This is a genomic window from Methylobacterium sp. R2-1, assembly GCF_014191355.1.
Classification (GTDB): Bacteria; Pseudomonadota; Alphaproteobacteria; order Rhizobiales; family Beijerinckiaceae; genus Methylobacterium.
This window is the reverse complement of record NZ_JACHWM010000005.1, coordinates 238,461-262,962: the sequence shown is the minus strand read 5'-3', so window position 1 is coordinate 262,962 and position 24,502 is coordinate 238,461. Positions and strand designations below refer to the sequence as shown.

Sequence of the window (24,502 nt, the reverse complement as noted above, 5' to 3'; positions counted from 1 at the left end):
CGGCGAAACGGAGTGGCAGGAAGACGTGGCGAGCGCCGACCCCGAACGCGATGTCGTCGGGGCCGGCCGCCTGAGGAACGGCCGCAGCCGCGAGCGGCCGGCCTTGAACGGGTCGAAAACAGAACGTCGCGAGACATCGCCCAAGAGACCGACCGTGAGAATGACGCTTATGGGACGCGACGGCCGATTACAGAATTCCAGCCCCTCGGCGATGGTGAAGGAACTCCTCGACATCGCCGAGTACATCGCCAGCTTGCGGGACGCGATCGCGCTCCTGCGGGCCAACGAGCTGACGCGCGACCGTCTGCCGATGGTTCACGAGGAACTGAGCGAGGTGGTGGCCGCGACGGCGGGCGCGACCAACTCGATCATGAACACGGCCGAAGCCATCCTCGCGCTTCCCGAGGGTAAGGGCTACCGCGATGCGGTCGAGACCAAGATCTACGACATCTTCGAGGCCTGCACCTTCCAGGACATCACCGGCCAGCGCATCGCCAAGGTGGCGGAGGCGATGAGCCAGCTCGAGGGCCGACTTGCCCGCTTCACGGCCGCCGTGAAAGCTCGGGATGCGGCCGGCATCGATGACCAGGAATCCGATCGTCGCAAGCGAAACGAGTCGCTGCTGCTCAACGGCCCGCAGATGGGCGGACCGGCCACGGCGCAGGACGCGATCGACGCCCTGTTCGCCTGATCCCTTCGTCCGTCGCAGCAGCGTGAAACCGGGTGGGCGCACCCGGGCGATGCTTGCATTCGGGCACCCGGCGACGGCGGAAAACGGCTTGCGCTTACGGCCAAGCTGCCTTGATCCGAACATCGCGCTTGCGAAAAACTGTCAAGGTCCTCCCGGAAGAAGGATGCGGGATCTGCACCAGGGACTCCGCAGGGGCTGGACCATGGCGAACTTCAAACTGCCGCCGGATCGGGCAACCGGCGATGCCCTCGACCGCGCTCGCGCGCAGGGGCAACTGCATCACTCCATCGCGACGACGCTTCTCGTGATCGCCGCCGCTCGCGCTGAGCGCGAAGCGCCGCCGGTCTCCGCGGCGCGCCAGCGCCTCGCTCAGGTCTATGGTGCCACACGCCTGCGCAAGCGGCTCGAGCGCGAGGCCGCCAAGGCCTGATATTGTTGTCGCCGATGCCTTACGGTTGATCGTACCCGCTCTCCGACGTCACCCGGCCCGGCGCAGAAAGTCCCGGAAGGGGCGGCGCTGCGGCGGCGGGCTCGGCGGTGGATCGGGGGAGGGCGGGGGCGGAGGCGGCGCCGCATCGGGCGAGGCCGAGAGCACCTCCGCCCGCACGGCGCGAGGCGCGGCGAACACGCTCCCCTGCGCCAGCGGAACGTCCAGATCGATGAGGTCGGGCACCTCCGTCTCGGTCTCGACGCCTGTCGCAACGAGCCGGATGCCGACCCGGGACAAGGACGCCACCAGATCCTCCAGCGCGATGTCGGGCATCGCCTCGCGGTCGAGCGGGCGCAGCAGCAGCGCGGCGGCGACCTTGACCTGGGCGATGCCGCGCTCGGCAAGGGCGTTCGGATCGAGGCGCAGGTCGATCGGGCGATCCATTACGAAGCCGATCCGCCCGCGCAGCCCCGCCAGCAGGGCAGCCTGCTCGGCATCGAGGCTGCGCCAGCTGGCCTGCGGCAGGGCGATCACGACCCGGCCCGCGAGTTCCGGCCCCTCGCTGACGAGGCGGCCGAGGGAGCGCAGGAAGCCCGGCTCGAACAGTGAGTGCGGCGTCAGGCTGTAGCTCACTGAGGCCGGGCTCCCGCGTCCCTGGAGATGGCGCGCGATCGTGGCGACGCGCTGGAGCATGCGCCGGTCGAGGGCCGTGGTGCGGCCATGCCGCTCGAGCACCGGCAGAAACGTCTCTGGAGCATAGACCGCCTCGCCGACCTTGAGCCGCGCGAGGGCTTCGTAGGCGACGACCTTGCGCTGCGGCAGGGTGACGACCGGCTGCAGGTAGACTTCCAGCCCCTCGCCATCGAAGGCCTCGATCAGGGGCGTCTCATCGCCGACCGTCGCGAACGGATCGGACGGGCGGGCAGGGGGAGGGGTCGTCCGAGGGACGAGCCGCATCGGCGGTGCCACCGGCCCCGGGTTGGGCAGGACGGTCGCTGCGGGCGCCGGACTCGGCTGGATCGTCTCCGCCGCGGGTGAACGGGGCGGTGGCTCGGCAGGCTGCGCCTTGAGGTGAGCGATGTCGCCGTCCTGCGCCGCCACGACGGCCGCGAGTTCCCGCACGATGCCGCTGAGGATGCCGATCTCGGCGGTCACCTCCTCGATGCCGGAGACGAGCCGCGCATCGAGAGCCTTGAGAGCCTCGTCGTTCGGCGGAGCCGACGGTTCCGCGGACGTCATACCCTGCATCCGGGTCTGGACGAGGGCTGCGGCGACGGCCTCGAGCTTCACGAGGCGCTGGGAAAGGATGCCGATCTCTTTCGAGACGACCTCCTGCGCGGTCGACAGGGCAGCGAGCCGCCGCCACAGCAATGCGCCGCCGACAATCGCCAGACCGGACACGGCGGCGACCGCCGCGAGCGGCACGAGCAACGCTAGCGGAACGAGGATCAGGACGCCGACAAGGCCGAGGATCCAGGGGATGCCGCGCGGGCGCATCGTACGGGATTTCGGTGTCTTCACCGTCGATCGACGCGCTTCTGTCTGGCGGCCGCGGCCGGGCTTCTCTTTCACGGTGCGGAGCGGACGCCCGCAGAACGTGTGGCTGAAACGCGCCGGCTGGCGTGAGATGACGCGTCCGGCTCGTCGTAACCCTAATGTCGTCGAGGCCGTGCTCCGCCGCAAGGCGGTGCGCCGGTTTCTCCCGTGCATTCGCCCCGGCGAATTGGCACGCTTGCCGAGCGCGCTCCCGGAGCCACATGTGCGGAGACCAAACGGGCGGCTGAAGAGCAGGCAGGAGAGGGTGGCGATGGATCAGAGCCCGATCGAGCTGACGATGCGCGTGGACGGCATGACCTGTGAGGGCTGTGCCGAGGCCGTGCGCCGCACGATCCGCCGTCTCGATCCGCAGGCGGAGGTCTCCGTCGATGTCGGTCTGGGTCGGGTCACCGCGACGACGGTCGCCCAGAGCCTCGACGTGGCGCAGGCGCTGACCACGGCCGGCTATACGGCCACCGCGATGACAGGCTGAAGTCGGGGCGGACTTTCGCCTGTCCCCTGAAGAAACTTAACGGTCCGGATCAAAAAAATCCGAGACGCTTTTCTTCGCTGTTTCGCTCACACTGCGACAATCGGTTTATCGTGGCTGTTTCGTCCGCTACCACGGAAACCACGTGGGCAGACCGCGAGCCGGGCGGCGACCCGGCATGCCGTGAGTCCAGGTGACAAGAAACGACGGTGAGAGAAATGCCCTCAGATATCGAGATCGCCCGCGCGGCGACGCTGAAGCCCATCGCCCAGGTCGCCGAGAAAATCGGTGTGCCGGATGAGGCGCTGCACAATTACGGCAAGCACATCGCCAAGATCGACCACGGCTTCATCAAGTCGCTGGAAGGCAAGCCCGAGGGCAAGCTGGTGCTCGTCACCGCGATCTCGCCGACGCCTGCGGGCGAGGGCAAGACCACGACGACGGTCGGCCTCGGCGACGCGCTCAACCGCATCGGCAAGCGGGCCGTGATGTGCCTGCGTGAGCCCTCGCTCGGCCCCTGCTTCGGCATGAAGGGCGGTGCGGCCGGTGGCGGAAAGGCGCAGGTCGTGCCGATGGAGCAGATCAACCTGCACTTCACCGGTGACTTCCACGCCATCACCTCGGCGCACTCGCTGGCCGCCGCGCTGATCGACAACCACGTCTACTGGGCAAACGAGCTCAATATCGACGTGCGCCGCATCCACTGGCGCCGCGTCGTCGATATGAACGACCGGGCACTTCGCGCCATCACCCAGTCCCTCGGCGGCGTCGCCAACGGTTTTCCGCGGGAGGATGGGTTCGACATCACGGTCGCGTCCGAGGTCATGGCGGTGTTCTGCCTCGCCAAGGACCTCGCCGACCTCGAGGAGCGCCTCGGCCGCATCGTCATCGCCGAGACCCGCGACCGCAAGCCGGTGACGCTGGCCGATGTGAAGGCCACCGGCGCCATGACCGTGCTCCTGAAGGACGCGCTCCAGCCGAATCTTGTGCAGACGCTCGAGGGCAACCCGGCCCTGATCCATGGCGGCCCATTCGCCAACATCGCCCACGGCTGCAACTCGGTGATCGCCACCCAGACCGGTCTGCGGCTGGCCGACTATGTCGTCACCGAAGCCGGCTTCGGCGCCGATCTCGGCGCCGAGAAGTTCATCGACATCAAATGCCGCCAGACCGGCCTCAAGCCCTCGGCGGTGGTGATCGTCGCGACCGTCCGCGCTCTGAAGATGCATGGCGGCGTCAACAAGAAGGATCTCGCGGGTGAGAACCTCGACGCACTGGAGAAGGGCTTCGCCAACCTCGAACGCCATGTGAAGAACGTGCGGAGCTTCGGGCTGCCGGTGGTGGTGGGCGTGAACCACTTCTTCCAGGATACGGACGCGGAGCATGCGCGGCTGAAGGAGCTGTGCCGCGATCGGCTCCAGGTCGAAGCCATCACCTGCAAGCACTGGGCGGAGGGCGGCGCCGGCGCCGAGGCACTGGCGCAGGCCGTGGTGAAACTCGCCGAGGGCGAGCAGAAGCCCCTGACCTTCGCCTACGAGACCGAGACGAAGCTCACCGACAAGATCAAGGCGATCGCGACCAAGCTCTACGGTGCAGCCGACATCCAGATCGAGTCGAAGGCGGCGACCAAGCTCGCCGGCTTCGAGAAGGACGGCTACGGTCACCTGCCGATCTGTATGGCCAAGACGCAGTACTCGTTCTCGACCGATCCGACGCTGATGGGCGCGCCTTCGGGCCACCTCGTCTCGGTGCGCGACGTGCGCCTCTCAGCGGGCGCCGGATTCGTCGTGGTAATCTGCGGTGAGATCATGACCATGCCGGGCCTGCCGAAGGTGCCGGCGGCGGATACCATCCGACTGGACGCGAACGGGCAGATCGACGGCCTGTTTTAAGCCTGAGTCTATGACCCTCCCCCAATGCGGGGGAGGGTTCTTCTCGTACTTTACGCCGCGAGCCCGCGCTTCTTCAGCAGCGGCTCGATGCTCGGCAGCCGCCCGCGGAACGCCGTGTAGGCCTCGCGCGGGTCGCGCAGGTTGCCCGCGCCGTAGATCGTCCGGCGCAGACGCTGAGCCGTTTCCGGATGGAAGATGTCGCCGGCCTCGCGGAAGGCGTCGAAAGCATCGGCGTCGAGCACCTCCGACCAGAGATAGCTGTAGTAGCCGGCCGCATACCCGTCGCCGGAGAAGATGTGCGCGAAGTGCGGCGCGCGGTGGCGCGCAGAGATCTCCGCCGGCATCGCGATGCGGCGCAGGGCGTCCGCCTCGAAAGCCACGACGTCGAGCCCGTCCTCTCCGGCCGCGGAGAGGTGCAGCGTCATGTCGACGATGGCCGAAGCCGCGTACTCGACGGTGGCGAATCCCTGGTTGAACGTCGCGGCGGCCAGCAGGCGTTCGAGCAATGCGTCGGGCATCGGCTCACCGGTGGTCACGTGGCGGGCATGCGCCCGCAGCACCTCCGGCTGCTGCAGCCAATGTTCGTAGAGCTGCGAGGGCAGTTCAACGAAGTCCCTTGAGACGGCTGTGCCGGACAGCAGCGGATAGGTCACGTCCGAGAGGAGGCCGTGCAGGCCATGTCCGAATTCGTGGAACAGCGTGCGGGCGTCGTCGAAGGACAGCAGGGTCGGCTCGCCCCGCGGGGCACGGGCGAAATTCATGACGTTGACGATGATGGGCTTGATGTCGCCGTTCAGCCGCTCCTGCGAGCGGAAGGCGCTCATCCACGCGCCCGAGCGCTTCGAGGGCCGGGCAAAGTAGTCGCCGAGGAACAGCCCGACCTCGGAGCCGTCGGCGTCGCGCACGAGCCAGGTGCGCACGTCGGGGTGATAGCGCGGCACGTCGCGCAGTTCCTCGAAGCTGAGGCCGAACAGCTTTGATGCGGTGTCGAAGGCCGCCTGGATCATGCCCTCCAGGGGCAGGTACGGCTTGATCTCGGACTCGTCGAGGTCGTGCTCGGCCCGCCGCAGCTTCTCGGAGTAGTGGCGCCAGTCGTGTGCTTCGAGAGCGAAGTCGTGCCCCTCTGCCCGCACCAGGGCTTGCAGCCCTTCGCGTTCCTCCGCAGCGCGATGGAGCGCGGGCTTCCAGACGTTGCGCAAAAGCTCCATCGCCGCGTCGGGTGAGCCGGCCATGGTGTCGTCGAGCCTGAAATGAGCAAAGCTGTCGAAGCCGAGAAGCCGCGCCCGCTCGGCACGCAAGCGCACGATCTCGGCGATGATGGAGCGGTTGTCGGTCGCGCCGCCGGTCTCGCCACGGCGGGTCCAGGCCGCGTAGGCCCGGGCGCGCAGGTCGCGGCGGGTCGAGAAGACGAGGAACGGCTCGATTAGCGAGCGCGACAGGGTGATGACGTGGCTATGCGCGCCGCCCCGCTCCTTCGCCGCTTCCGCGGCGGCATCGCGCAGGAAGGGCGGCAGGCCGGCGAACTCGTCCTCGCCGTCGAGTGGCAGGATGAAGTCGCGCTCATCGGCAAGCACGTTCTGGGCGAATTGCGTACCGAGTTCGGCCAGCCGGATCGCGATCTCGGCGATGCGGGCCTTCGCCTCCGGCGCGAGACCGGCGCCGGCCCGGCGGAAGCGGCTGCGGTAGCGGTCGAGTACGCGGCGCTCCTCCGCGCCTAAACCCTCCGCGTCGGCATCGACGGCCGTGAGCCGATCCCAGAGCTGTGGGTTGAGGGTGATCGCGCTCGAGTGCCGGGCGAGCTGCGGAGCGACGGCTCGCTCGATCGCCTGTAATTCCGGGCCGGTGTTGCTGCCGGTCAAGTTGAAGAACACGTTGGCGACCCGGTCCAGCGCTGCCCCCGCCCGCTCCATCGCCGCGACGGTGTTGGCGAAGGTCGGGGGCGCCTCGTTTCCGGCGATGGCTGCGATCTCGGCCTCGTGCGCCTTCAGCGCGTGCGCGAAGGCCGGTACGTAGTGCTCCGGCCGGATCGCCTCGAAATCCGGCAGGCCAAAGGGTGTTGCCCAATCCGATACGTCGAATGGATTAATTGCCGCGGTGGCGCTGCCGGGCTCACGCCCCTCGGTCAAGTCGCGTGCGGTGTCGGCGGTCATGAACAAGAACCTTCGGGAAGCGTCGTGCGACGATGCGCTGAACATAGGTTTGTGGGCCGAGTGGCGCAAAGCCACAGCCGCCGATCCTGGGTTTCGGCACGATTTCGCTGAGCGTGGCGGCCGTGTCCTTGCTCGGCGCGGCCGGGCGACGGATGAGTGGACGACGCGCGATCGGATGAGCGGGACACACGCGGCATGAAGCCTTTCACCGTCGCCTGCCTCCTTGCCGCCGGTCTCCTCCTGCCACCGGCTCTCGCATGGTCCGATCCGGCCACTCTGCCCGCGACGGTGCCGCTGCCTCCGCCCCAGCCACCTGCCCGCCCGGAGGGCCTTTTGCCGCCCGAGCTCCAGGTGACGCCGCTCCCACCCGAGCGCCCGGCCGAACTTGCCACCGGCGCGGGCAGGGACGCCGGCAAGGAGGTCGGGAGGAAGACTGACGAGCCTCAACCCAATACGGCGCCCAATGCGGCGAAGGAGCCGCCGAAGGACGGGCCTGCCTCTTTGTCGGAGGCGCCGCTGCCGCCGGAGCGACCGCCGGAACTGTCGGGTGGAGCTGCGCTCGCCCTCAAGGTGTCCGCGCCCGACGACAGCGCCTGCCTGCGCCGGTTGGAGCGGCTCGGCGCCCGCTTCGAGGCGCTGCCATCGCTCGGCAACGGCCAATGCAGCGCGCCGCGGCCGTTGAGCGTCACGGCGCTCGCCGACGGCGTTACGTTGGAGCCGGCGGCGATTCTGACATGCCGGGCGGCCGAGGCGCTGGCGCGCTGGACGACCGAGGTGCAGGTCGCGGCGCAAAAGGAGTTCGGCGACAGTCTCAAGAGCCTCGCGCTCGGCGGGACCTATGTCTGCCGCGGGCAGAACCACGACACCGACGCCAAGCTCAGCGAGCACAGCTTCGCCAACGCCATCGACGTGATGGGCTACGGCTTCACCAAGCGTGCGAGCCTCAAGGTGACGGCGGCGCCGGAGGGCACGCCGGACGCGGCCTTCCTGGCTTCGGTGCGCACGGGCGCCTGCGGATTCTTCCGCACGGTGCTGGGGCCGGGTAGCGATGCGGCACACGGCAACCACCTGCATCTCGACCTGCGGGAGCGCAATGCCGGACATCGCCTCTGTCAGTGAGCGGGTTCCGCGACCCGGACATTCGAACAAGCGCCATTCGCCGCGGGAACGGTGGCGCTTGGTCGAAGCTTCCTTCTCGTCATGAGCTGAGGAGCGCGAGCGAGCGATGGGACGGGCGTGGATGCGGGGGGCGCTTGCGGCGCTCGGCATATGGTCGGCAGCCGCTCAGGCCACCGAGTCCGGTTCGTCGAATCTGACTCGCGAGGACATCGAAAACGCGGTGTTCCGAGAGACCCAGGAAGAGGCCAAAGCGGACAAGGCGTCCAAGACGACGAGGAAGCCAAAGAAGGGCGCGGACAAGCCCGATCCTCTGCTGATCAAAGTGCAGGTGATGCTCGACCGCGCCAGGTTCTCCCCCGGCGCCATCGACGGACGCGACGGTGAGAACCTGCGCCGCGCGATTGCGGCCTTCGCTGCAGCGCAAGGCCTGCCGGCCGGTGATCGGCTCACCCGCGCGGTGTTCGACCGGCTCCAGGCGACCAGCAAGGACCCGGTGGTGACGCAGTACACGATCACGGAGGAGGACGTGAAAGGTCCCTTCGTCGAGCGGATGCCGTCCAAGATGCAGGAACAGGCCGACGTTGGACCGATGCGCTACACCAACACCCGCGAGATGCTGGCCGAGCGCTTCCACATGCAGCGCGACCTGCTCTCCGCCATCAACCCGAACGTGCCCCTCGACAAGGCGGGCGGGACGCTCGTCGTAGCGGCTGTGCCGCCGCTCGGGGAGGGCAAGGTGGAAGGTGCGCCGCTGGCGCCCAAAGTCACTCGTATCGAGGTCGACAAGCGCACGAAGCGGGTGCGCGCCTACGGGGCAGATGGGAAGCTGGCGGCCGATTATCCCGCCTCCATCGGCAGTTCGGAAAAGCCGGCGCCGGACGGTTCGGCCAAGGTGAAGGCCGTCGCCTTCGATCCCTGGTATACCTACAATCCGAAGTACCGCTTCGAGGGCGTGACGGCCAAGAAGAAGTTCTCCATCCATCCGGGGCCGAATAACCCTGTCGGCCTTGTCTGGATCGACCTCTCGATCCCCTCCTACGGCATTCACGGGACCCCGGACCCGGAGAAGGTCGGCAAGACCGAGTCGCACGGCTGCATCCGCCTGACGAACTGGGACGCACGCGACCTCGCGAGCCAGACGGAGAAGGGCGCGAAGGTCGAGTTCCTGGACAGGTAGCCTTGGACGAGTAGCCTCGATCAATCGGCCGTCCGCTGGCGGTTCCCTTGGACCCATCCGCCGATCGCGAGCAACAGCCCGTCGCCGAGGAAGGCCAGTGCCGCGGTCGCCAGTGCACCCTGGAGCATCGCCGCGATGTTCTGGTTCTGGAGCCCGGCGACGATGGGGGTGCCGAGGGTCGAGGCTCCGGCAAGCGCTCCGACCGCGGTGACGGAGACCGCAAGGATCAGGGCTGTGCGCAGGGTCTCCACGAGACCTTTGGCGGCGAGCGGCAGCTCGACGTAGGCGAGGATCTGACCGGGCGTGAGACCGATCGCCTGCGCCGATTCCCGCGCCTCGTTGGACACGGAGTCGAGGGCGCCCACCGTGCCGCGTAGGGTCGGCATGATTCCGTAGGCGAGGAGTGCCAGCAGGGTCGGAGGTCCGCCGAAGCCGAGGACCGGCAGGGCCAGGGCCACGACGACCACCGGCGGCACCGCTTGAGCGAAGGCGACGACCGTATCGATGCTTCCGCGAAAGGATGCGAAGCGCGTCCGTGTGGCGAAGAGGCCGAGCCCGACACCGAGGATGCTGACGACGGCCAGCCCAGCGGCCGCAAGCGTGAGGTGATGCAGCGCCAGCTCGGCTAGGCGGCTGACAGGGAGGGGCCGGCTCGCAGCCCCGCTGCCGACGAGAGCAGCGATCGTTGGATGGCTCGCGGCGGCGAGAGCGAGGCCGAGCAGAAACGGCCCAAGGCCCGCTGCAAGGGCCGGTGAGATGCGGCTCATCGCGGCCACCGTCGGCGCAACGCCGCTTCGAGGCCATCGAGCGCCGCCTCAGTGGCGAGTGAGAGCACGATGATGGGCAGGGCGCCGAGGAGGATCAGGTCCGGCGCGAACTGAGCCATGCCGTCGAAAACAAGGGTGCCGAGACCGCCCGCTCCGACCAGCGCGCCCAGTGTGGCGAGGCCGAGTGCCTGGACCGCCGCTACCCGCATTCCGTCGACGAGGAGCGGGGCGCCGAGCGGCAGGCGGATCGTCGCTAGAATCTGACGGCGGGTGAGGCCGAGGGCGCGTGCCGCGTCGAGATGGCCAGGACACGCGGCACGGCGCGCCGCCTGCTGGCCGCGCCAGAGCGGAAGCAGCAGGAAGGCTGCGACGCCGGTCAGGGCGGGCGTGCTGCCGAGCGCCGAGAGGCCGTAACCGCGTAGGGAAGGCGCGGCCGCGAGCAGCGTGGAGAGCGCAGCGACCAGACCGCCGAGAAGAGCGACCGCCGGTACGATCTGCAGACCGCTGACGGTGAGTTCGACCGCGCCGCGCCCTCGGCGCCACAGAGCGAGCCCACCGGTGAGGCAGGCGGCAAGCGCCAGAGCGCCGAGGGCGAGAACGAGATGATCGCGGATTGCGGTGGCGAGCGTATCGGATCGGCCGCGCAGCTCGACGGCGAGCGAGAGCGCATCAAGGCTACCCGCGTTCCATAGAAACGTCAGCAGGCCCACGACGGCAGCGGCCGACGTGACGCCGACGGGCAGGCGGGCGCGCTGCGCGGCGAGGCTGAGTGCCCCGATCAGCACGGTTATCCCGATCCAGGCGCCGGAGGCGAGCCGTGCCCGCGTCGCGAGCGGTTTGCCGGCGATCAGCTCGGCGGCGCCGGCGCCAAGTCCGGCCAGCAGCAGCGCGAGGGCGCCAAGGCACGCGAGCCCGGCGATGCCGGCGGCCGCCTTGCCTCTGCCTACGGCGAGCAGGCCGAGCCCAATGGCGGCGAGTGCCACGGTCGGCCAGAGCCAGGCCTCGAGCGCGTCGGTGGCCGCGACAGGCACGCCTGTAACGAGGCGGTTCGGTGCCACGTGCAGCAGAGGCAGCAGCAACAGTACCGCCGGGAGCAGGGTCGCGGCGGAGAGGCCGGCGAGAAGGCGAGGAATCACCGGTGACTTGCCTGTGCGGCGAGCCATTCGCCTGCCACCGCCGCGGCGGTGCGCCCCTCTACCGTGATCGCTGCATTCAGCCGTCGCAGGGTGTCGGCGTCGAGGCGTGCAAAGACGCGATCGAGGGCGGTGCGAATTTGCGGATGGCGTTCGAGCGTCGCGGCACGAACCACGGGCGCCGGCTCGTAGACGATCTGTGCTCCCTTGGGATCGCTCATCACAGCGAGATCGAGGGCGGCCAGTGCACCATCCGTGCCGTAGACCATGCCGGCATTGACCCCGCTGATGCCCTCCGCCGCCGCACGCGCCGTCACTGCCGTGTCGCCGCTCGGCAGGCTGATGATGCGCGAGAGCGGCAGGGTGAATCCGTAGGCGGCCTCGAAGGAGGCGAGGGCGGCGGGACTCTCGACGAACTCGGTCGAGGCCGCGAGCCGGATCAGATCGTTCCGCACGGCGCCCGCAAAATCCACCATGGTGGCGAGACCATGCTCCCGGGCGAAACCGCCATGGACCGCGATCAGCCATGTGTTGTTGGCAGGCGACCGCGTGAGCCATACCAATCGCAGCGCGGCGTCGAGCCGCAGGGCGAGGTCGTAGGCGCTTTCAGCGGTCTTCCAGGCGGGATCGGTCTCGGTGCCTGAGAAGAAGGCGACGTTACCGGTATATTCGGGGTAGAGATCGATCTCTCCGGCGAGCAATGCCGAGCGGACGATCAGCGTCGGGCCAAGCCCGAGGCGGCGTTCCACAGGAAGGCCCAGCCCCTCCAAAACGGCGGAAATCAGGTTTCCGAGCAAGGCACCTTCCGTGTCGCTCTTCGAACCAATGACGATGGGACGAGCGGGCGCGGCACGACTGCGACCGGCGAGCAACATGACCGCCATCGCTGCCAGGACACTGCGTCGACCCCTGGTCGAATCGGAAACGAGCCGTCCCATTGATGTCGCTCTGTCGCGACAATGCGACACAAATGTTTCACGGAGTAACATGCAGCGGATTACCATAGCACGGCCGGGGCTTTCTGGCGCTTGACACGCTCAGCTTTACGGGCGACGGCTCGGGGTGCCGGAGGCGTTTTCCGGGTGGGGCATCCGCTTTCGAAGTGTCACGCGGGCCTCCTCCGGGACATTCAGGGCGCAACCGGTTCGCCAGAGACGGCGTTCCGGATCGGGAACGGATCGATAGGGAAGACGACCCGGCGTGAGTGTGGATTCGAACGAGGATCGTCTGTCCGGCGCCCGGGTGCTGGTCGTCGAGGACGAAGCGGCGATCTCGATGCTTCTCGAGGATATGCTGCTCGATTTCGGCTGTGAGATCGTCGGGCCAGCGGCCCGGCTCGCTACCGCCCTGGAGATGGCCCGCAGCGAGAGCTTCACGGTCGCCATCCTCGACGTGAACGTGGCGGGCGAGCCGATCTATCCGGTGGCCGAGGTGATCGCCGAACGCAACCTGCCCATCGTGTTCTCGACCGGCTATGGTGGCGCGGGCATTCGCGAGCCGTTCCGTGACCGGCTGGTGGTGCAGAAGCCGTTCAGCCAAGCCGACCTCAAGCGTACCCTCGCTGCGGCGATCGCCAGCGCAGAGGGCTGACGGAGCTGGCCCATCGCGGCCGGCACCTCACAAACCTTCAATCTCGAATGCGTTCGGCAGGTGGCGCGGCCAACAGCGCGGCGCCACGAACACCGCATCCGCCCGCAGGGTCGCGTCGGCCGGAAGCGGGTGACGCGCGAGCCATGCCCGCGCCGCTCGGGACAGGCGCGCGCGCTTTCGGGCGTCGATCGCGATCGCGGCAGTGTCTAGCGTCGCGCGTGCCTTGACCTCGACGAAGGCGACCGTGCGCCCCCGCCGCACGATCAGGTCGATCTCTCCGCCCGAGGCCGCGAAGCGTCGGGCGAGCGGGCGGTAGCCCTTCAGCATCAGGGCCAGCAGCGCCCACGCTTCGGCCGAGTGGCCGCGGCCGTGGGTGGCCCGGCGCCGCGCGTCCGGATCAGGCCGAGGTTTCATCGTCGGCCCGGCGGGCAATCGCCAGGGCGCGGGCATAGACGACGCGCTTCGGCTGGCCGGTCTCGTCGGCGATGAGGGCCGCCGCATCCTTGATCGAGTGGCGGGCGAGCGCCGCCTCGATGCGCGCATCGAGTCCTGTATCGGCTTCCCGCGTGACGGCGTCTTCGGGGGCGGCGCCGATCACCACCACGACCTCACCCTTGGGCGGTCCCTCCTGGGCGAAGGCCTCGGCCAGACCGCCGAGGCTGTCGCGGCGGATCGTCTCGTAGAGCTTGGTCAATTCGCGCGCCACCGCCGCCGGCCGCTCCGGTCCGAGGGTGGCGGCCGCATCCGCCAGCATCTCGGGAAGACGATGCGGCGACTCGAACACCACCAGCGTGCCGGGAATGGTGGCAAGCGCCTCCAGACGGTTGCGCCGGGCACCCGACTTCTGCGGCAGGAACCCCTCGAAGAAGAAGCGGTCGGTCGGCAGGCCGGCGGCGACGATGGCGGTCATGACCGCGGACGGGCCCGGGATCGGCGTCACGGGGATGCCGGCGGCAATCGCCGCCTGGACGAGCTTGAACCCGGGGTCCGAGACGAGCGGCGTGCCGGCATCTGAGACCAGCGCCAGGGTTTCGCCGGCCTTCAGCCGCATCACCATCCGCTCGCGCACCGCCTCGTTCGAATGCTCATGGTAGGACACGAGCGGCGTCGTGATCCCGTAATGCATCAGCAGAGTGCGGGTGACGCGCGTGTCCTCGGCGAGCACCGCATCGGCGGCGGCGAGCGTCGCCAGCGCGCGGAACGAGACGTCGCGCAGGTTGCCGATCGGAGTGGCCACCACGTAGAGCCCCGGCGCAAGGGACTCGGCCTCGGCGGCGAGGCCGAAGGCGGTGAAGGTGGCGGGGCTGCGGGGTTGCCCCTCGGGGCGCTTGTCGAGTCGTTGTGTCATCCCCGCGACAATGCCATGCCCGCGCGCCTTTGGAGACCGGGGAAAGGCTTGGCCTCACATTTACTTTTCACCGGCCTCTCCGCATCGTGACCCTGGATTGCGCTCGGACGGGGGGCTCGCGATGGCGCGACGCGGCGGACGATGGACGGTTCGCGCGGGTGCCGCGCTTTTCTGCCTCGGGATCGCCCTCGGGGGCTGCATCGGTGTTCCGGATGCGCCACGGCCCGAGGCCCAGGCGGTGCCGCAAATCGAGCCTGGTCCGGCCGCGGTGGCCGGCAACGTCATCGGCACGGGATCGGTGAAGGTTGCTCTGATCGTTCCGCTCAGTGGGCAGGGAGCGGCGGTCGGCACGGCCCTGCGCAATGCCGCCGAGCTCGCCTACGAGGATTTTCAGAAGCCGAACCTTCAGATTTTGGTGAAGGACGACCGCGGTACGCCCGAGGGCGCGCGGGAATCCGCCCAGGCGGCGTTCGCCGAGGGCGCCGAAATGGTGCTCGGTCCGCTCTTTGCCGGCAGCGTTCAGGCGGCGGGGAGTGCGGCGCGCGCAGCGGGCAAGCCGGTCATCGCCTTCTCGACGGATGCGGCCGTCGCCGCCCGCGGAGTCTATCTCATCAGCTTCCTGCCGCAATCGGAGGTGGACCGCATCGTCGACGAAGCGACGGCAGGCGGGCGCCGGTCGTTTGCCGCTCTGATCCCCGAGACGACCTACGGCAATGCGGTCGAGGCGCAGTTCCGGGAGGCGGTCGCCCGGCGCGGGGCCCGGCTCGTGGGCCTTGAGCGCTACCCGGCCGGCAATCCCGGCACGGCGGTCGAGCGGCTGCGCCGCGTGATCGCGGGCGGCGGCGCCCAGGCCGATGCGCTGTTCGTTCCCGACACGGCCGAAGGGCTGATGGCCGTGGCGCCCGCCCTCACGAAGGTCGGGTTCTCGCCGACCCGTGTACGTCCGCTCGGCCTCGCCCTATGGAACGATCCGCGCGTGGCCGCGCAGCCGGCGTTCCAAGGTGCCCGCTTCGCCGCACCCGATACGGCGGGCTTCATGGGTTTCGCCCAGCGCTATCAGTCCCGCTTCGGAGCGGCACCGCCGCGCACCGCCTCACTTGGATACGACGCCGTCTCGCTGACCGTCGCTCTGGTGCGCCAGTACGGCTCGAAGCGCTTCGCTCATGAGACTCTGACAAATCCGGCCGGCTTCTCCGGCGTCGATGGTACCTTCCGCTTCTCGCCCGAAGGTGTGAGCGAACGGACGCTCGCCGTCTACGAGATCCGCGACAATGCGGCGAGTGTGGTGAGCCCGGCGCCGAAGATGCTTGGACCGTCCGGAATCTGACGGTTCAGCCCGCCAGCTCCGCCACCACGGCGTTGAGCACCGGCGCACCGCGGGCGGTCGCGGCGATGCGGCCGTCGGAGCGCTGCGCCACGAGGCCGTCCGTCACGAGCGCGTCGAGGCGTCCGGCATCGAGCGGGCGGCCCTTCAACGCCGCATAGCGGGCGGGATCGATACCCTCCGCGAGGCGCAGGCCCATCATCAGAAACTCGTCGCCTTGGTCCTCGGTGGACAACGCTTCCGTCTCGACGATGCCGTGGCCCACACTCTCGACGCGAGCGAGCCAGCCCTCCGGAGCCTTCTCGGTGAGCGTGCCGGTGCGACCCTGCGGGAGGACAAGGCGACCATGAGCTCCCGGACCGATGCCGGCATATTCGCCGTAGCGCCAGTAGAGCAGGTTGTGGCGCGACTGCGCGCCGGGCCGTGAATGGTTCGAGATCTCGTAGGCTGGCAGGCCCGCGGCCTCGCAGATCTCCTGCGTCACGTCGTAGAGGGCGCGGGAGGCGTCGTCGTCGGGGGGCACGAGGCGGCCAGCCTGGGCGAGGCCGAAGAACGGCGTGCCGGGCTCGATGGTGAGCTGGTAGAGCGAGAGGTGCTCGGCGGCGTGTTCGATCGCCCGACGCAACTCCGCAGCCCAGGCGGCCGGCGTTTGCTCGGGCCGGGCGTAGATCAGGTCGAAGGAGAAGCGCTCGAAATGCGCCGCCGCGGTGCGGACCGCGGACATCGCTTCCGCCACGCTGTGCAGCCGCCCGAGCCGCTTCAGATCGCCGTCGTCGAGCGCCTGGACGCCGAGAGAGACGCGGTTGACCCCCGCCGTCCGGTAGCCGCGAAAGCGCGTTGCCTCAACACTTGTGGGATTGGCCTCCAGCGTCACCTCCGCATCCGGCGCGACGCTCCAAGCCCCTGCCACCGCGTCGAGCAGGCCTGCGACTGTCTCCGGTGCCATCAGCGAGGGCGTGCCGCCGCCCAGAAAGATGCTGGAGACGGTCCGCCCCGGTGCAAGGGATGCGGCGTGGGCGATCTCCCGGCGGAAGGCCGCGAGGAAGCGCGGCTGGTCCACGCCGGCATGGCGGACATGGCTGTTGAAGTCGCAGTAGGGGCACTTCGCGGCGCAGAACGGCCAGTGCAGGTAGATCCCGAAACCCGCGTCGCGGGTCGGATGGTCGGGCGGTGTCGCGGGGGGCATCGGCCTATCTGAACTTTTCGGCTCGCGCGGGCCGTTCATTGGTCCGCCCCACCGTCCTCATCCCGAGGTGCCCGCGCGAGCAAGCCTGAGGGATCCTCCAGTGATCGCGCGGGTCCTGGAAGATCATTCGAGACCGCTGCGCGGCACCTCAGGATGAGGGTGTTGAGGCGGAGAGAGCCGTATGCCGGCCTCTTCATGTGGATGTAAGCACGCCGGAACGCGCGCGAAAGCTCACCCGGGCCGGCGCAGGCACGCTTCCGCGAGCAGAACGAAAGCCCGCGCGCGATGCGACAGCGCGTGCCCGCTCTGCCAATCGACGCCGTGCTTCTCCTCGGACGAGATCTCACCGAAAGTGCGGTCCATGCCCTCGGGCCGGAACATTGGATCGTAGCCGAAGCCAAGGTGACCGCGCGGCTCCACGAGGTCGCCGAAGACGCGACCCTCGAACAGCTCGGTGTGCTCGTCGGGCCAGGCGAGGACGAGGGCCGAGACGAAGTGGGCACGCCGATCCGTGGCGCCGCGCTTGTCGAGTTCGGTGGCGATCCGCGCCATGGCGCCGGAAAAGTCCTTGTTCGGGCCGGCCCAGCGGGCGGAGAACAGACCCGGCGCGCCGTCGAGTGCATCGACGCAGAGCCCGGAATCGTCGGCAAACGCCGGCAGGCGCGAGGCCTTGGCTGCGGCGAGTGCCTTGATCGCCGCGTTCTCGGAGAACATCGTGCCGGTCTCGTCCGGCTCGGGCAACCCGAGTTCACCGGCCGAGACCGCATCGACGCCGAAGGGCGCCAGCAGCTCGCGCATCTCCACGAGCTTGCCGGCATTGTGGGTCGCGATGACGACCTTGCCGGAGAGGATGCGATGGCCGCTCACGCGATGACCTTCCGCTGCAGCTCGATGAGCTGCGCCACGCCGCCCTTGGCGAGCCGCAGCAATTCGAGGAACTGCTCGTCGGTGAACGGCTCCATCTCAGCCGTGCCTTGCACCTCGACGATGCCGCCCTTGCCGGTGACGACGAAGTTCGCGTCCGTCTCGGCGGCCGAATCCTCGGCGTAATCGAGATCGAGCACCGGCTGGCCCTTGTAGATGCCGCAGGAGACCGCCGCGACGTGATCCTTCAGGGGATCGACCGAGATGATCGAACGCGCACGCATCCAAGCGAAACAATCGTGCAGCGCCACCCAGGCGCCGGTGATCGAGGCGGTGCGGGTGCCGCCGTCGGCCTGGATCACGTCGCAATCGACCGTGATCTGGCGCTCACCGATGGCCGGGAGGTTGGTGACGGCACGCAAGGAGCGGCCGATCAGGCGCTGGATCTCCTGGGTTCGGCCGGACGGCTTGCCGGAATTGACCTCGCGGCGGGTGCGCTCGTGGGTGGCGCGGGGCAGCATGGCGTATTCCGCCGTGACCCAGCCCTTGCCGGAACCGCGCAGCCACGGCGGGCCGCGCTCTTCCAGCGAGGCGGTGCAGAGCACGCGGGTATTGCCGAAGGTGACGAGGCAGGAGCCTTCCGCGTAGCGGGCGACCGCCCGCTCCAGCGTGACGTCGCGCAGTGCGTCCGTCGCGCGCTTCGAGGGGCGCATGCTTGGTAAGCTCCCGTGTCGGAATCGAAGCCGGGCTCTTAGGCGCTGCCGGCGCCCGCGGCAACCGGTCCGCTCCGAAACGAGAGAGGCCGCCGTCTCACGACGGCGGCCTCCGGAAAGCCCTATCGGCCGGTCACCAGCGGCGATGACGACCGTGGTGGCGGTGATGGTGATGGCGCGGGCCATGGAAGTGGTGATGGCGGTGCAAGTGACGGCGAGTGTGATAATGCCGACCGTAGTGGCGATGATGCGGCCGGTACTGCACCTGTTCGATGGCGTCGCCCGCCGTCGCAGCCGCTTCAGTCGAGATCGGGAGAGGAGCGGCCTGTGCGGCGCGGGGCGCCGAGGCGAGCCCGAGGCCGGTCACCGCAATCGCCAGGGCGGCGGCCTTGACCATGGTCTTTCGTGCGCCTGTAAGCACTGTCGGAAGCTCCCTTTCACTTGAATGACGGATACGCGGGATCGCGCTCGAAAGCGCGGTCCCGTCCGTCAAACGACTCGGGGGCACCGAATGATCCCTTCCGCGGTTACGTTCGCTGCGTAAATGCGGCAGGTACTTCCGCTACCGTCGTGTCGTGGGGCGCGAGGATTGATCGGCGGCCCCCGAGCGCCCACAATCATTCGTCAGGTTCTCGTGTCCTTGGTCGAAACCGTTCAGCCGATCGTGCATCCGCAGCCGCAAGCGCTCTCCGCCCTCAACGAGCGCGCCCGAGAAATCTTCCGGCAGATCGTCGAGAGCTATGTCACCACCGGCGAGCCGGTCGGGTCGCGCAACCTCGCGCGCATCCTGCCGATGAGCCTGTCCCCGGCCTCGATCCGCAACGTCATGGCGGATCTGGAGCATTCCGGGCTCATCTTCGCGCCCCACACCTCCGCCGGGCGTCTGCCGACTGAGCTGGGCCTGCGCTTCTTCGTCGATGCGATGATGGAGATCGGCGACGTCGATCTCGCCGAGAAGACACGCATCGAGGCGCAGATGCAGGCAGCGGCCTCGCGCCACACCTTCGATTCGGCCCTGGCCGAGGCCTCCTCTCTGCTCTCGGGCATCTCGCGTGGCGCGGGCGTGGTGCTGACTACCAAGGTCGATGCTGGGCTCAAGCATGTCGAGTTCGTCCGTCTCGATGCCAACCGGGCGCTGGTGGTTCTGGTCTCGATCGACGGCACAGTGGAGAACCGGCTGGTCGATCTGCCGCCGGGGCTGCCGGCGGGGGCGCTTCAGGAGGCTTCGAACTTCCTCAATGCCCGCCTGCGCGGGCGCACGCTCGATGCCTTGCGCGCCGACATCGAGGCCGGCCGCACGGCGATGAAGAGGGAACTCGACGCGCTGACCGAGCGGCTGGTCGATGCCGGACTCGCCACCTCGGTCGGCCCGTCCGAAGCGCGCCAGCTCATCGTGCGCGGGCAGGCCAACCTGCTCGACGACCTGCGCGCGGCCGAAGACCTCGAACGCATCCGCCTGCTGTTCAACGACCTCGAGACACAGAAGGACGTGATCGAGCTGCTGGCGCGCGCCGAGCAGGGCGACGGCGTGCGCATCTTCATCGGCTCGGAGAACAAGCTCTTTTCGCTTTCCGGCTCCTCAATGATCGCCGCGCCCTTCCGCGACGGCGCGCAGAAGATCGTCGGCGTCGTCGGCGTGATCGGTCCGACGCGGCTCAACTATTCCCGCATCGTACCGATGGTCGACTATACCGCCCGCGTGGTCTCCGGCCTGCTCGATCGGTCGCGGTGAGGATCGCTGCCCACCGGCCGCAAGACGCGATGTGAGAGCAGGAAACGGGAAGCGGCGCATCCGAACGAAGCCGTAGGCAGGGCTTGATCACACCTGCCGGAGGCTCGCGATGTCGCCCGCTGTCAACCGCCCCATGTCCGCGTCCCAATGGGCGATGCTGCTCGTCCTGTCCGTGCTCTGGGGCGGATCATTCTTCTTCACCGGCGTGGCCCTCTCCGCCCTGCCGCCTCTGACGCTCGTCGTCCTGCGGGTCGGGATCGCTGCGCTGATCCTCAATCTAGCCCTGCCGCTCGCCGGCATCGACCGACCCCGGAGCAGTGAAGTTTGGATCGCCTTCGTCGGGATGGGCCTCCTCAACAACGTCGTGCCGTTTCTGCTCATCGTCTGGGGCCAGACGCAGATCGCCTCCGGCCTTGCCGCCATTCTCAATGCGACGACCCCGCTCTTCACCGTCGTCGTCGCCCACCTGCTGACCTCCGACGAGCGGATGACCGGCAACAAGCTCGCGGGCGTGCTGATTGGTTTCGGGGGCGTCGCTGTGATGGTCGGATCCTCCGCTTTCTCCGAAATGGACAGCCACATCCCGGCGCGGATCGCCGTGCTCGCTGCGGCCCTGTCCTACGCCTTCGCCGGAATCTTCGGACGACGCTTCCGCCGTCTCGGCGTCCGGCCTCTCGCGACCGCTGCAGGGCAGGTCACGGCGTCCACGCTCCTGCTCCTGCCCGTCGCGCTAGTGGTGGATCGGCCGTGGGCACTGACGATGCCGGGTGCGCCGGTCTGGGCCGCGGTGCTCGGGATCGCGATCCTGCCCACGGCGCTGGCCTATCTTCTGTATTTCCGCCTTTTGGCGACCGCCGTAGCCACCAATCTCCTGCTCGTCACCTTCCTGATCCCGGTTTCCGCCATCCTGCTCGGAGCGCTCGTGCTGGGTGAGCACTTGGACGTGCGCCACTATGGCGGGATGGTCCTCATCGGGTGCGGACTCGTGGCCATCGACGGGCGCCTCCTCCCGCTGGCCAGGGCCCGACGCATCGACGAGCCCGAAATCTATCAGGGCCGGGACATCTGAGGGCCTGCGACGGCGGCATTATTGAAAGACGACCGGCCGGCTCGTGCGAGGGGGCGGTGCACGGGCCGGCCGGTGTATCGCGCGCTTCAAGCGAGCGGCGCGATGGTGGAGCGCCTTGCGGAAAGGCGCGATGACGGTCGGGCTGCCGCGCTACCGGTGAACCGCGGCGGCCGGGACAGGCGCATCCTCCGGTTCGTCACGCGGACCGACGAAGCGGCCGAGCAGGCGCCCGATCCCGTTGCCGAGGCTGTCCATCAGCAGGAACACCGCCGGGACGAAGACCAGGGAGAGCAGGGTCGAGACGATGAGGCCGGCGATCACCGCCACGGCCATCGGCGCGCGGAACTCGCCGCCGATGCCGAGCGCCATGGCAGACGGCACCATGCCGGCGGCCATGGCGATGGTGGTCATGACGATCGGACGCGCCCGCTTGCGCCCGGCATCGACGATGGCGGTGACGCGATCGACGCCGCGGGCCATCTCCTCGACGGCGAAGTCCACGAGCATGATCGCGTTCTTCGTCACCAGACCCATCAGCATCAGGATGCCGATGACGACGGGCATCGAGATCGGCATGTGGCAGATCAACAGGCCGAGGATCGCCCCGCCGATCGAGAGCGGCAGCGAGAACAGGATGGTGAGCGGCTGGAGGAAGGAACCGAACAGCAGCACCAGCACGGCGTAGACCATCATGATGCCGGCGCCCATCGCCATGAGGAAGCCGGAGAAGACCTCCTGCATGATCTCGGCATCGCCGGTCTGCTTGATGGTGACGCCGGGCGGCAGGCTCTTGGCTGTCGGCGTGGCCAGCGCCTGCTCGATCAGCGAGCCGAGCGCGTCCGAGCCCTCCATGTTGGCCTCGACCGCCACGCGCACGGCGCGGTCGTAGCGCTCGATCGCGCCGGGGCCTTGGTCGAGCTCGATGTCGGCCACTGCCGCGAGCGGCACCGCCGTGCCGTTCTTGGCCGGCACCTTTAGATTCTCGAGCCGGGCGACCGCGCCGCGGGCGCTCTCTGGGAGCTGCACCCGGATCGGCACCTGGCGGTCGGCCGCGTTAAACTTGGCGAGGTTGATGCCGATGTCGCCGATGGTGCCGACGCGCACGGTTTCGGCGATGACATCGGTCGAGACGCCGAGATCGGCCGCCGCGCCCTCCTTCGGGCGGATGCGCACCTCGGTGCGGTTCAACGGCGCCGTCGACATCACCGAGACGAGGTGCGGAATCGCCGCCATGTCGCGCTGGAGCCGCGCGGCGACCTCGGTCACGACATCGACGTCGGGGCCGCTGACGACGAGGGCGAGATCGCGCTGGCCGCTGTCGCGCAGGGTCCAGGAGCGGATGTCGGGCTCCTGCGCCAGCAGGGCGGCGATCTCGGACTCGATGGTCCATTGCCGCTTCACCCGCTCGCTCTTCGGGCTCAGGTTGACGATCAGCGTGGCGAGCCGCGTCTCCTTCTTGCCGCCGGCCTGCCGGCCACCATCCACGAAGACCGAGGCGACCTCAGGCAGGGTGCGGATGCGCTCGACCACGCGGTCGGCGACGGCGATCGTGTCGGGGAGCCGGGCGCCGGGTGCCAGTTCGACCATGAACAGGGTGCGGGCATTGTCCTGCTTCGGGATGAAACCCGAGGGCAGGAGCTTGGTCGAGACGATCGAGCCGGCAAACAGCGCGAGCCCGACCATCAGGGTGATCCACTTGTGGCGCACCGACCAGCCGACGAGGCGGGTATAGGCGCGCATCACCAAACCTTCGCGCTCCTCGGCGTGGCCGTGGTCGCGCAGGAAGTAGGCTGCCAAGAGCGGCGTGATGAGACGCGCTACCAGCAGCGACATGAACACCGACACCGCGATGGTCAGGCCGAACTGGATGAAGTAGCGGCCGGCGATGCCGCCCATGAACGAGACGGGGGCGAAGACCGCGATCAGGGTCGCGGTGATGGCGATGACGGCGAGCCCGATCTCGTCGGCGCCCTCGATCGAGGCGCGGTAGGGCGATTTGCCGAGCCGCATGTGGCGCACGACGTTCTCGATCTCGACGATGGCATCGTCGACGAGAATGCCGGTGACAAGGGTGATCGCGAGCAGGCTGATGCCGTTGAGGGTGAAGCCGAGTGCGTCCATGGCCCAGAAGGTCGGGAAGACCGAGAGCGGCAGGGCCACCGCCGCGATCACGGTGGCGCGCCAGTCGCGCAGGAACAGGAACACCACGATGACGGCGAGCGCGGCGCCCTCCATCAGCGTATGCATGGCCGAGGCGTAGCTGCCCCGCGTCGCCGCGACCGAGGAGTCGATCTCCTGGAACTGGATGTCGGGATAGGTCTCGGCGAACTCGGCGATCTTCTTCTCGACGCCCGCCGCGACTTCGGCGTCGCTCGCCCCCGAGCCGCGGGAGACGGAGAAGGCGACCACGGGCTCGCCGTTGAAGCGGGCAAAGGTGCGCGGCTCCTCGATTGAATCCTCGACCGTGGCGAGGTCGTCGAGGCGCACCTTGCGCCCGCCGGGCAGGACGATGGAGGTGGCTTTCAGGTCGCGGATGGTGCGCGAGGCAGCGAGCGTCCGGATTGACTGCTCGCGTCCGCCGACCTCGCCGCGGCCGCCCGCGAGATCGGCGGAGGTGACGCGCACCTGTTTGTTAACGTCCGCCGCGGTGATGCCGAGCGCGAGCAACCGGTCGGGCAGGGGCGTGATGCGTATCTCGCGGGCGACACCGCCGACGCGCTCGACACCGCCGACGCCCTTCACCCCCTGGAGCGTGCGGGCGACCTTATCCTCGACGAACCAGGACAGGTCGGCCGGCGTCATCGCCGGTGATTTCACGCCGTAGATGAGGATCGGCAGGCCGGTGATCTCGACGCGCTGGATGATCGGCTCGTCGATGGTGCGGGGCAGGTTGATGCGGATCTTGGAGACCGCATCCTTCACATCGTTGACGGCCCGGTCGGTGTTCACCTCGAGGCGGAACTCGACCGTGGTGACGGAGGAGCCTTCCGTGATCGCCGAGGTGATGTGCTTGACCCCGCGAACGCCCGCGATTGAGTCCTCGACCCATTTCGTGACCTGGGTCTGAAGCTCGGAGGGGGCCGCGCCGCCCTGCGTGATCGTGACCGAGACGATCGGCACGTCCACGTTCGGCATGCGCGTGACCGCGAGTCCCCGGAAGCTGACGAGGCCGAGCACCACCAGCACGAGGAACAGGACGAGGGGGGCGATCGGATTGCGGATCGCCCAGGCGGAGATGTTCAGGCGCATCGGGGCAACCCGTCAGAATGGATGTCGATGGAGCCGAGGCGG

The 24,502-nt window shown here is 68.7% G+C and carries 22 protein-coding genes; 10 read left to right on the top strand and 12 right to left on the bottom strand.

The genetic code is table 11. The features are described 5' to 3' along the window. Window positions 1–160 precede the first annotated feature (160 nt). Both FHU13_RS09640 and FHU13_RS09635 read left to right on the top strand, forming a co-directional pair. The gene (locus FHU13_RS09640; protein ID WP_246714590.1) at window positions 161–691 is read left to right on the top strand and encodes a protein phosphatase CheZ; all 531 of its coding nucleotides are present in this window, start codon (window positions 161–163) and stop codon (window positions 689–691) included. A 202-nt stretch (window positions 692–893) separates the two neighbouring features. Further along, on the top strand, window positions 894–1,121 hold the full coding sequence (locus FHU13_RS09635; RefSeq protein WP_183435636.1) for a hypothetical protein: 228 nt from the start codon (window positions 894–896) through the stop codon (window positions 1,119–1,121). Window positions 1,122–1,169: 48 nt separating this feature from the next. Here FHU13_RS09635 and FHU13_RS09630 read toward each other — a convergent pair whose 3' ends face one another. Beyond that, window positions 1,170–2,642: an EAL domain-containing protein gene (locus tag FHU13_RS09630; RefSeq protein ID WP_183435635.1), complete on the bottom strand. Its 1,473-nt coding sequence runs from the start codon at window positions 2,640–2,642 to the stop codon at window positions 1,170–1,172. A 286-nt stretch (window positions 2,643–2,928) separates the two neighbouring features. Here FHU13_RS09630 and FHU13_RS09625 point away from each other — a divergent pair, with 286 nt between their 5' ends. Both FHU13_RS09625 and FHU13_RS09620 read left to right on the top strand, forming a co-directional pair. Beyond that, window positions 2,929–3,150, top strand: coding sequence for a heavy-metal-associated domain-containing protein (locus tag FHU13_RS09625; protein WP_183435634.1), 222 nt, complete (start codon window positions 2,929–2,931; stop codon window positions 3,148–3,150). A 215-nt stretch (window positions 3,151–3,365) separates the two neighbouring features. After that, entirely contained in the window at window positions 3,366–5,039 is a 1,674-nt protein-coding gene (locus tag FHU13_RS09620) for a formate--tetrahydrofolate ligase (protein WP_183435633.1), read from the top strand. 50 nt (window positions 5,040–5,089) lie between these two features. Here the strand turns inward: FHU13_RS09620 and FHU13_RS09615 are convergent, their stop codons facing one another. Next, window positions 5,090–7,189, bottom strand: a complete 2,100-nt coding sequence (locus FHU13_RS09615) for a M3 family metallopeptidase (protein ID WP_183435632.1) — start codon at window positions 7,187–7,189, stop codon at window positions 5,090–5,092. A gap of 195 nt (window positions 7,190–7,384) precedes the next feature. Here FHU13_RS09615 and FHU13_RS09610 point away from each other — a divergent pair, with 195 nt between their 5' ends. After that, on the top strand, window positions 7,385–8,308 hold the full coding sequence (locus FHU13_RS09610) for an extensin family protein (RefSeq protein WP_183435631.1): 924 nt from the start codon (window positions 7,385–7,387) through the stop codon (window positions 8,306–8,308). Between the two features lie 106 nt (window positions 8,309–8,414). Next, window positions 8,415–9,485, top strand: a complete 1,071-nt coding sequence (locus FHU13_RS09605) for a L,D-transpeptidase (protein ID WP_183435630.1) — start codon at window positions 8,415–8,417, stop codon at window positions 9,483–9,485. A gap of 20 nt (window positions 9,486–9,505) precedes the next feature. Here FHU13_RS09605 and FHU13_RS09600 read toward each other — a convergent pair whose 3' ends face one another. From FHU13_RS09600 to FHU13_RS09590, 3 genes are read right to left on the bottom strand one after another with little or no spacing between them, the layout of a single operon-like run. After that, window positions 9,506–10,252 carry an ABC transporter permease gene (locus tag FHU13_RS09600; RefSeq protein ID WP_183435629.1) on the bottom strand — a complete coding sequence of 249 codons (747 nt, stop codon included), beginning with the start codon at window positions 10,250–10,252 and terminating at the stop codon, window positions 9,506–9,508. Continuing rightward, on the bottom strand, window positions 10,249–11,388 hold the full coding sequence (locus tag FHU13_RS09595) for an ABC transporter permease subunit (protein ID WP_183435628.1): 1,140 nt from the start codon (window positions 11,386–11,388) through the stop codon (window positions 10,249–10,251). Before FHU13_RS09595 ends, FHU13_RS09600 begins: the two co-directional genes overlap by 4 nt. Further along, a complete protein-coding gene (locus FHU13_RS09590; RefSeq protein WP_183435705.1) occupies window positions 11,385–12,269 on the bottom strand; it encodes a glycine betaine ABC transporter substrate-binding protein in 885 nt (294 codons plus the stop codon). The genes FHU13_RS09595 and FHU13_RS09590 overlap by 4 nt, the downstream gene beginning before the upstream one ends. Window positions 12,270–12,585: 316 nt before the next feature. Between FHU13_RS09590 and FHU13_RS09585 the strand changes: the two genes are divergently transcribed. After that, a complete protein-coding gene (locus FHU13_RS09585) occupies window positions 12,586–12,975 on the top strand; it encodes a response regulator (RefSeq protein WP_183435627.1) in 390 nt (129 codons plus the stop codon). Between the two features lie 27 nt (window positions 12,976–13,002). Here the strand turns inward: FHU13_RS09585 and FHU13_RS09580 are convergent, their stop codons facing one another. Both FHU13_RS09580 and rsmI read right to left on the bottom strand, forming a co-directional pair. Then, window positions 13,003–13,389: a YraN family protein gene (locus tag FHU13_RS09580; protein WP_183435626.1), complete on the bottom strand. Its 387-nt coding sequence runs from the start codon at window positions 13,387–13,389 to the stop codon at window positions 13,003–13,005. Next, the gene (gene rsmI, locus FHU13_RS09575) at window positions 13,373–14,323 is read right to left on the bottom strand and encodes a 16S rRNA (cytidine(1402)-2'-O)-methyltransferase (RefSeq protein WP_183435625.1); all 951 of its coding nucleotides are present in this window, start codon (window positions 14,321–14,323) and stop codon (window positions 13,373–13,375) included. The genes FHU13_RS09580 and rsmI overlap by 17 nt, the downstream gene beginning before the upstream one ends. A gap of 121 nt (window positions 14,324–14,444) precedes the next feature. Between rsmI and FHU13_RS09570 the strand changes: the two genes are divergently transcribed. After that, the gene (locus FHU13_RS09570) at window positions 14,445–15,650 is read left to right on the top strand and encodes a penicillin-binding protein activator (RefSeq protein WP_183435624.1); all 1,206 of its coding nucleotides are present in this window, start codon (window positions 14,445–14,447) and stop codon (window positions 15,648–15,650) included. A 4-nt stretch (window positions 15,651–15,654) separates the two neighbouring features. Here FHU13_RS09570 and hemW read toward each other — a convergent pair whose 3' ends face one another. The 4 genes from hemW to FHU13_RS09550 all read right to left on the bottom strand — a co-directional run bounded on the left by hemW (window position 15,655) and on the right by FHU13_RS09550 (window position 18,807). After that, window positions 15,655–16,833, bottom strand: a complete 1,179-nt coding sequence (gene hemW, locus FHU13_RS09565; RefSeq protein ID WP_183435623.1) for a radical SAM family heme chaperone HemW — start codon at window positions 16,831–16,833, stop codon at window positions 15,655–15,657. A gap of 231 nt (window positions 16,834–17,064) precedes the next feature. Then, window positions 17,065–17,700, bottom strand: a complete 636-nt coding sequence (rdgB, locus tag FHU13_RS09560; RefSeq protein ID WP_183435622.1) for an RdgB/HAM1 family non-canonical purine NTP pyrophosphatase — start codon at window positions 17,698–17,700, stop codon at window positions 17,065–17,067. Further along, window positions 17,697–18,410 carry a ribonuclease PH gene (rph, locus tag FHU13_RS09555; protein WP_183435621.1) on the bottom strand — a complete coding sequence of 238 codons (714 nt, stop codon included), beginning with the start codon at window positions 18,408–18,410 and terminating at the stop codon, window positions 17,697–17,699. The genes rdgB and rph overlap by 4 nt, the downstream gene beginning before the upstream one ends. Before the next feature lie 133 nt (window positions 18,411–18,543). Continuing rightward, a complete protein-coding gene (locus tag FHU13_RS09550; protein ID WP_183435620.1) occupies window positions 18,544–18,807 on the bottom strand; it encodes a hypothetical protein in 264 nt (87 codons plus the stop codon). Between the two features lie 243 nt (window positions 18,808–19,050). Here FHU13_RS09550 and hrcA point away from each other — a divergent pair, with 243 nt between their 5' ends. Both hrcA and FHU13_RS09540 read left to right on the top strand, forming a co-directional pair. Next, window positions 19,051–20,142: a heat-inducible transcriptional repressor HrcA gene (gene hrcA / locus FHU13_RS09545; RefSeq protein WP_183435619.1), complete on the top strand. Its 1,092-nt coding sequence runs from the start codon at window positions 19,051–19,053 to the stop codon at window positions 20,140–20,142. A 109-nt stretch (window positions 20,143–20,251) separates the two neighbouring features. Continuing rightward, the gene (locus FHU13_RS09540) at window positions 20,252–21,211 is read left to right on the top strand and encodes a DMT family transporter (RefSeq protein WP_183435618.1); all 960 of its coding nucleotides are present in this window, start codon (window positions 20,252–20,254) and stop codon (window positions 21,209–21,211) included. Between the two features lie 150 nt (window positions 21,212–21,361). On the opposite strand, the gene FHU13_RS09535 is transcribed toward FHU13_RS09540, so the two are convergent. Further along, entirely contained in the window at window positions 21,362–24,460 is a 3,099-nt protein-coding gene (locus FHU13_RS09535; protein WP_183435617.1) for an efflux RND transporter permease subunit, read from the bottom strand. Between the last annotated feature and the right edge of the window lie 42 nt (window positions 24,461–24,502).

Excerpts from the sequence above, each read along its gene's own strand:
- FHU13_RS09625 (WP_183435634.1), top strand. The coding sequence starts at position 2,929 with ATGGATCAGAGCCCGATCGAGCTGACGATGCGCGTGGACGGCATGACC.
- FHU13_RS09640 (WP_246714590.1), top strand. The coding sequence starts at position 161 with ATGACGCTTATGGGACGCGACGGCCGATTACAGAATTCCAGCCCCTCG.
- FHU13_RS09590 (WP_183435705.1), bottom strand. The coding sequence starts at position 12,269 with ATGGCGGTCATGTTGCTCGCCGGTCGCAGTCGTGCCGCGCCCGCTCGT.
- FHU13_RS09620 (WP_183435633.1), top strand. The coding sequence starts at position 3,366 with ATGCCCTCAGATATCGAGATCGCCCGCGCGGCGACGCTGAAGCCCATC.
- hemW (WP_183435623.1), bottom strand. The coding sequence starts at position 16,833 with ATGCCCCCCGCGACACCGCCCGACCATCCGACCCGCGACGCGGGTTTC.
- rsmI (WP_183435625.1), bottom strand. The coding sequence starts at position 14,323 with ATGACACAACGACTCGACAAGCGCCCCGAGGGGCAACCCCGCAGCCCC.
- FHU13_RS09570 (WP_183435624.1), top strand. The coding sequence starts at position 14,445 with ATGGCGCGACGCGGCGGACGATGGACGGTTCGCGCGGGTGCCGCGCTT.
- FHU13_RS09635 (WP_183435636.1), top strand. The coding sequence starts at position 894 with ATGGCGAACTTCAAACTGCCGCCGGATCGGGCAACCGGCGATGCCCTC.
- rph (WP_183435621.1), bottom strand. The coding sequence starts at position 18,410 with ATGCGCCCCTCGAAGCGCGCGACGGACGCACTGCGCGACGTCACGCTG.
- FHU13_RS09600 (WP_183435629.1), bottom strand. The coding sequence starts at position 10,252 with ATGAGCCGCATCTCACCGGCCCTTGCAGCGGGCCTTGGGCCGTTTCTG.
- FHU13_RS09550 (WP_183435620.1), bottom strand. The coding sequence starts at position 18,807 with ATGGTCAAGGCCGCCGCCCTGGCGATTGCGGTGACCGGCCTCGGGCTC.
- FHU13_RS09540 (WP_183435618.1), top strand. The coding sequence starts at position 20,252 with ATGTCGCCCGCTGTCAACCGCCCCATGTCCGCGTCCCAATGGGCGATG.
- FHU13_RS09580 (WP_183435626.1), bottom strand. The coding sequence starts at position 13,389 with ATGAAACCTCGGCCTGATCCGGACGCGCGGCGCCGGGCCACCCACGGC.
- FHU13_RS09615 (WP_183435632.1), bottom strand. The coding sequence starts at position 7,189 with ATGACCGCCGACACCGCACGCGACTTGACCGAGGGGCGTGAGCCCGGC.
- FHU13_RS09610 (WP_183435631.1), top strand. The coding sequence starts at position 7,385 with ATGAAGCCTTTCACCGTCGCCTGCCTCCTTGCCGCCGGTCTCCTCCTG.
- FHU13_RS09605 (WP_183435630.1), top strand. The coding sequence starts at position 8,415 with ATGGGACGGGCGTGGATGCGGGGGGCGCTTGCGGCGCTCGGCATATGG.
- FHU13_RS09535 (WP_183435617.1), bottom strand. The coding sequence starts at position 24,460 with ATGCGCCTGAACATCTCCGCCTGGGCGATCCGCAATCCGATCGCCCCC.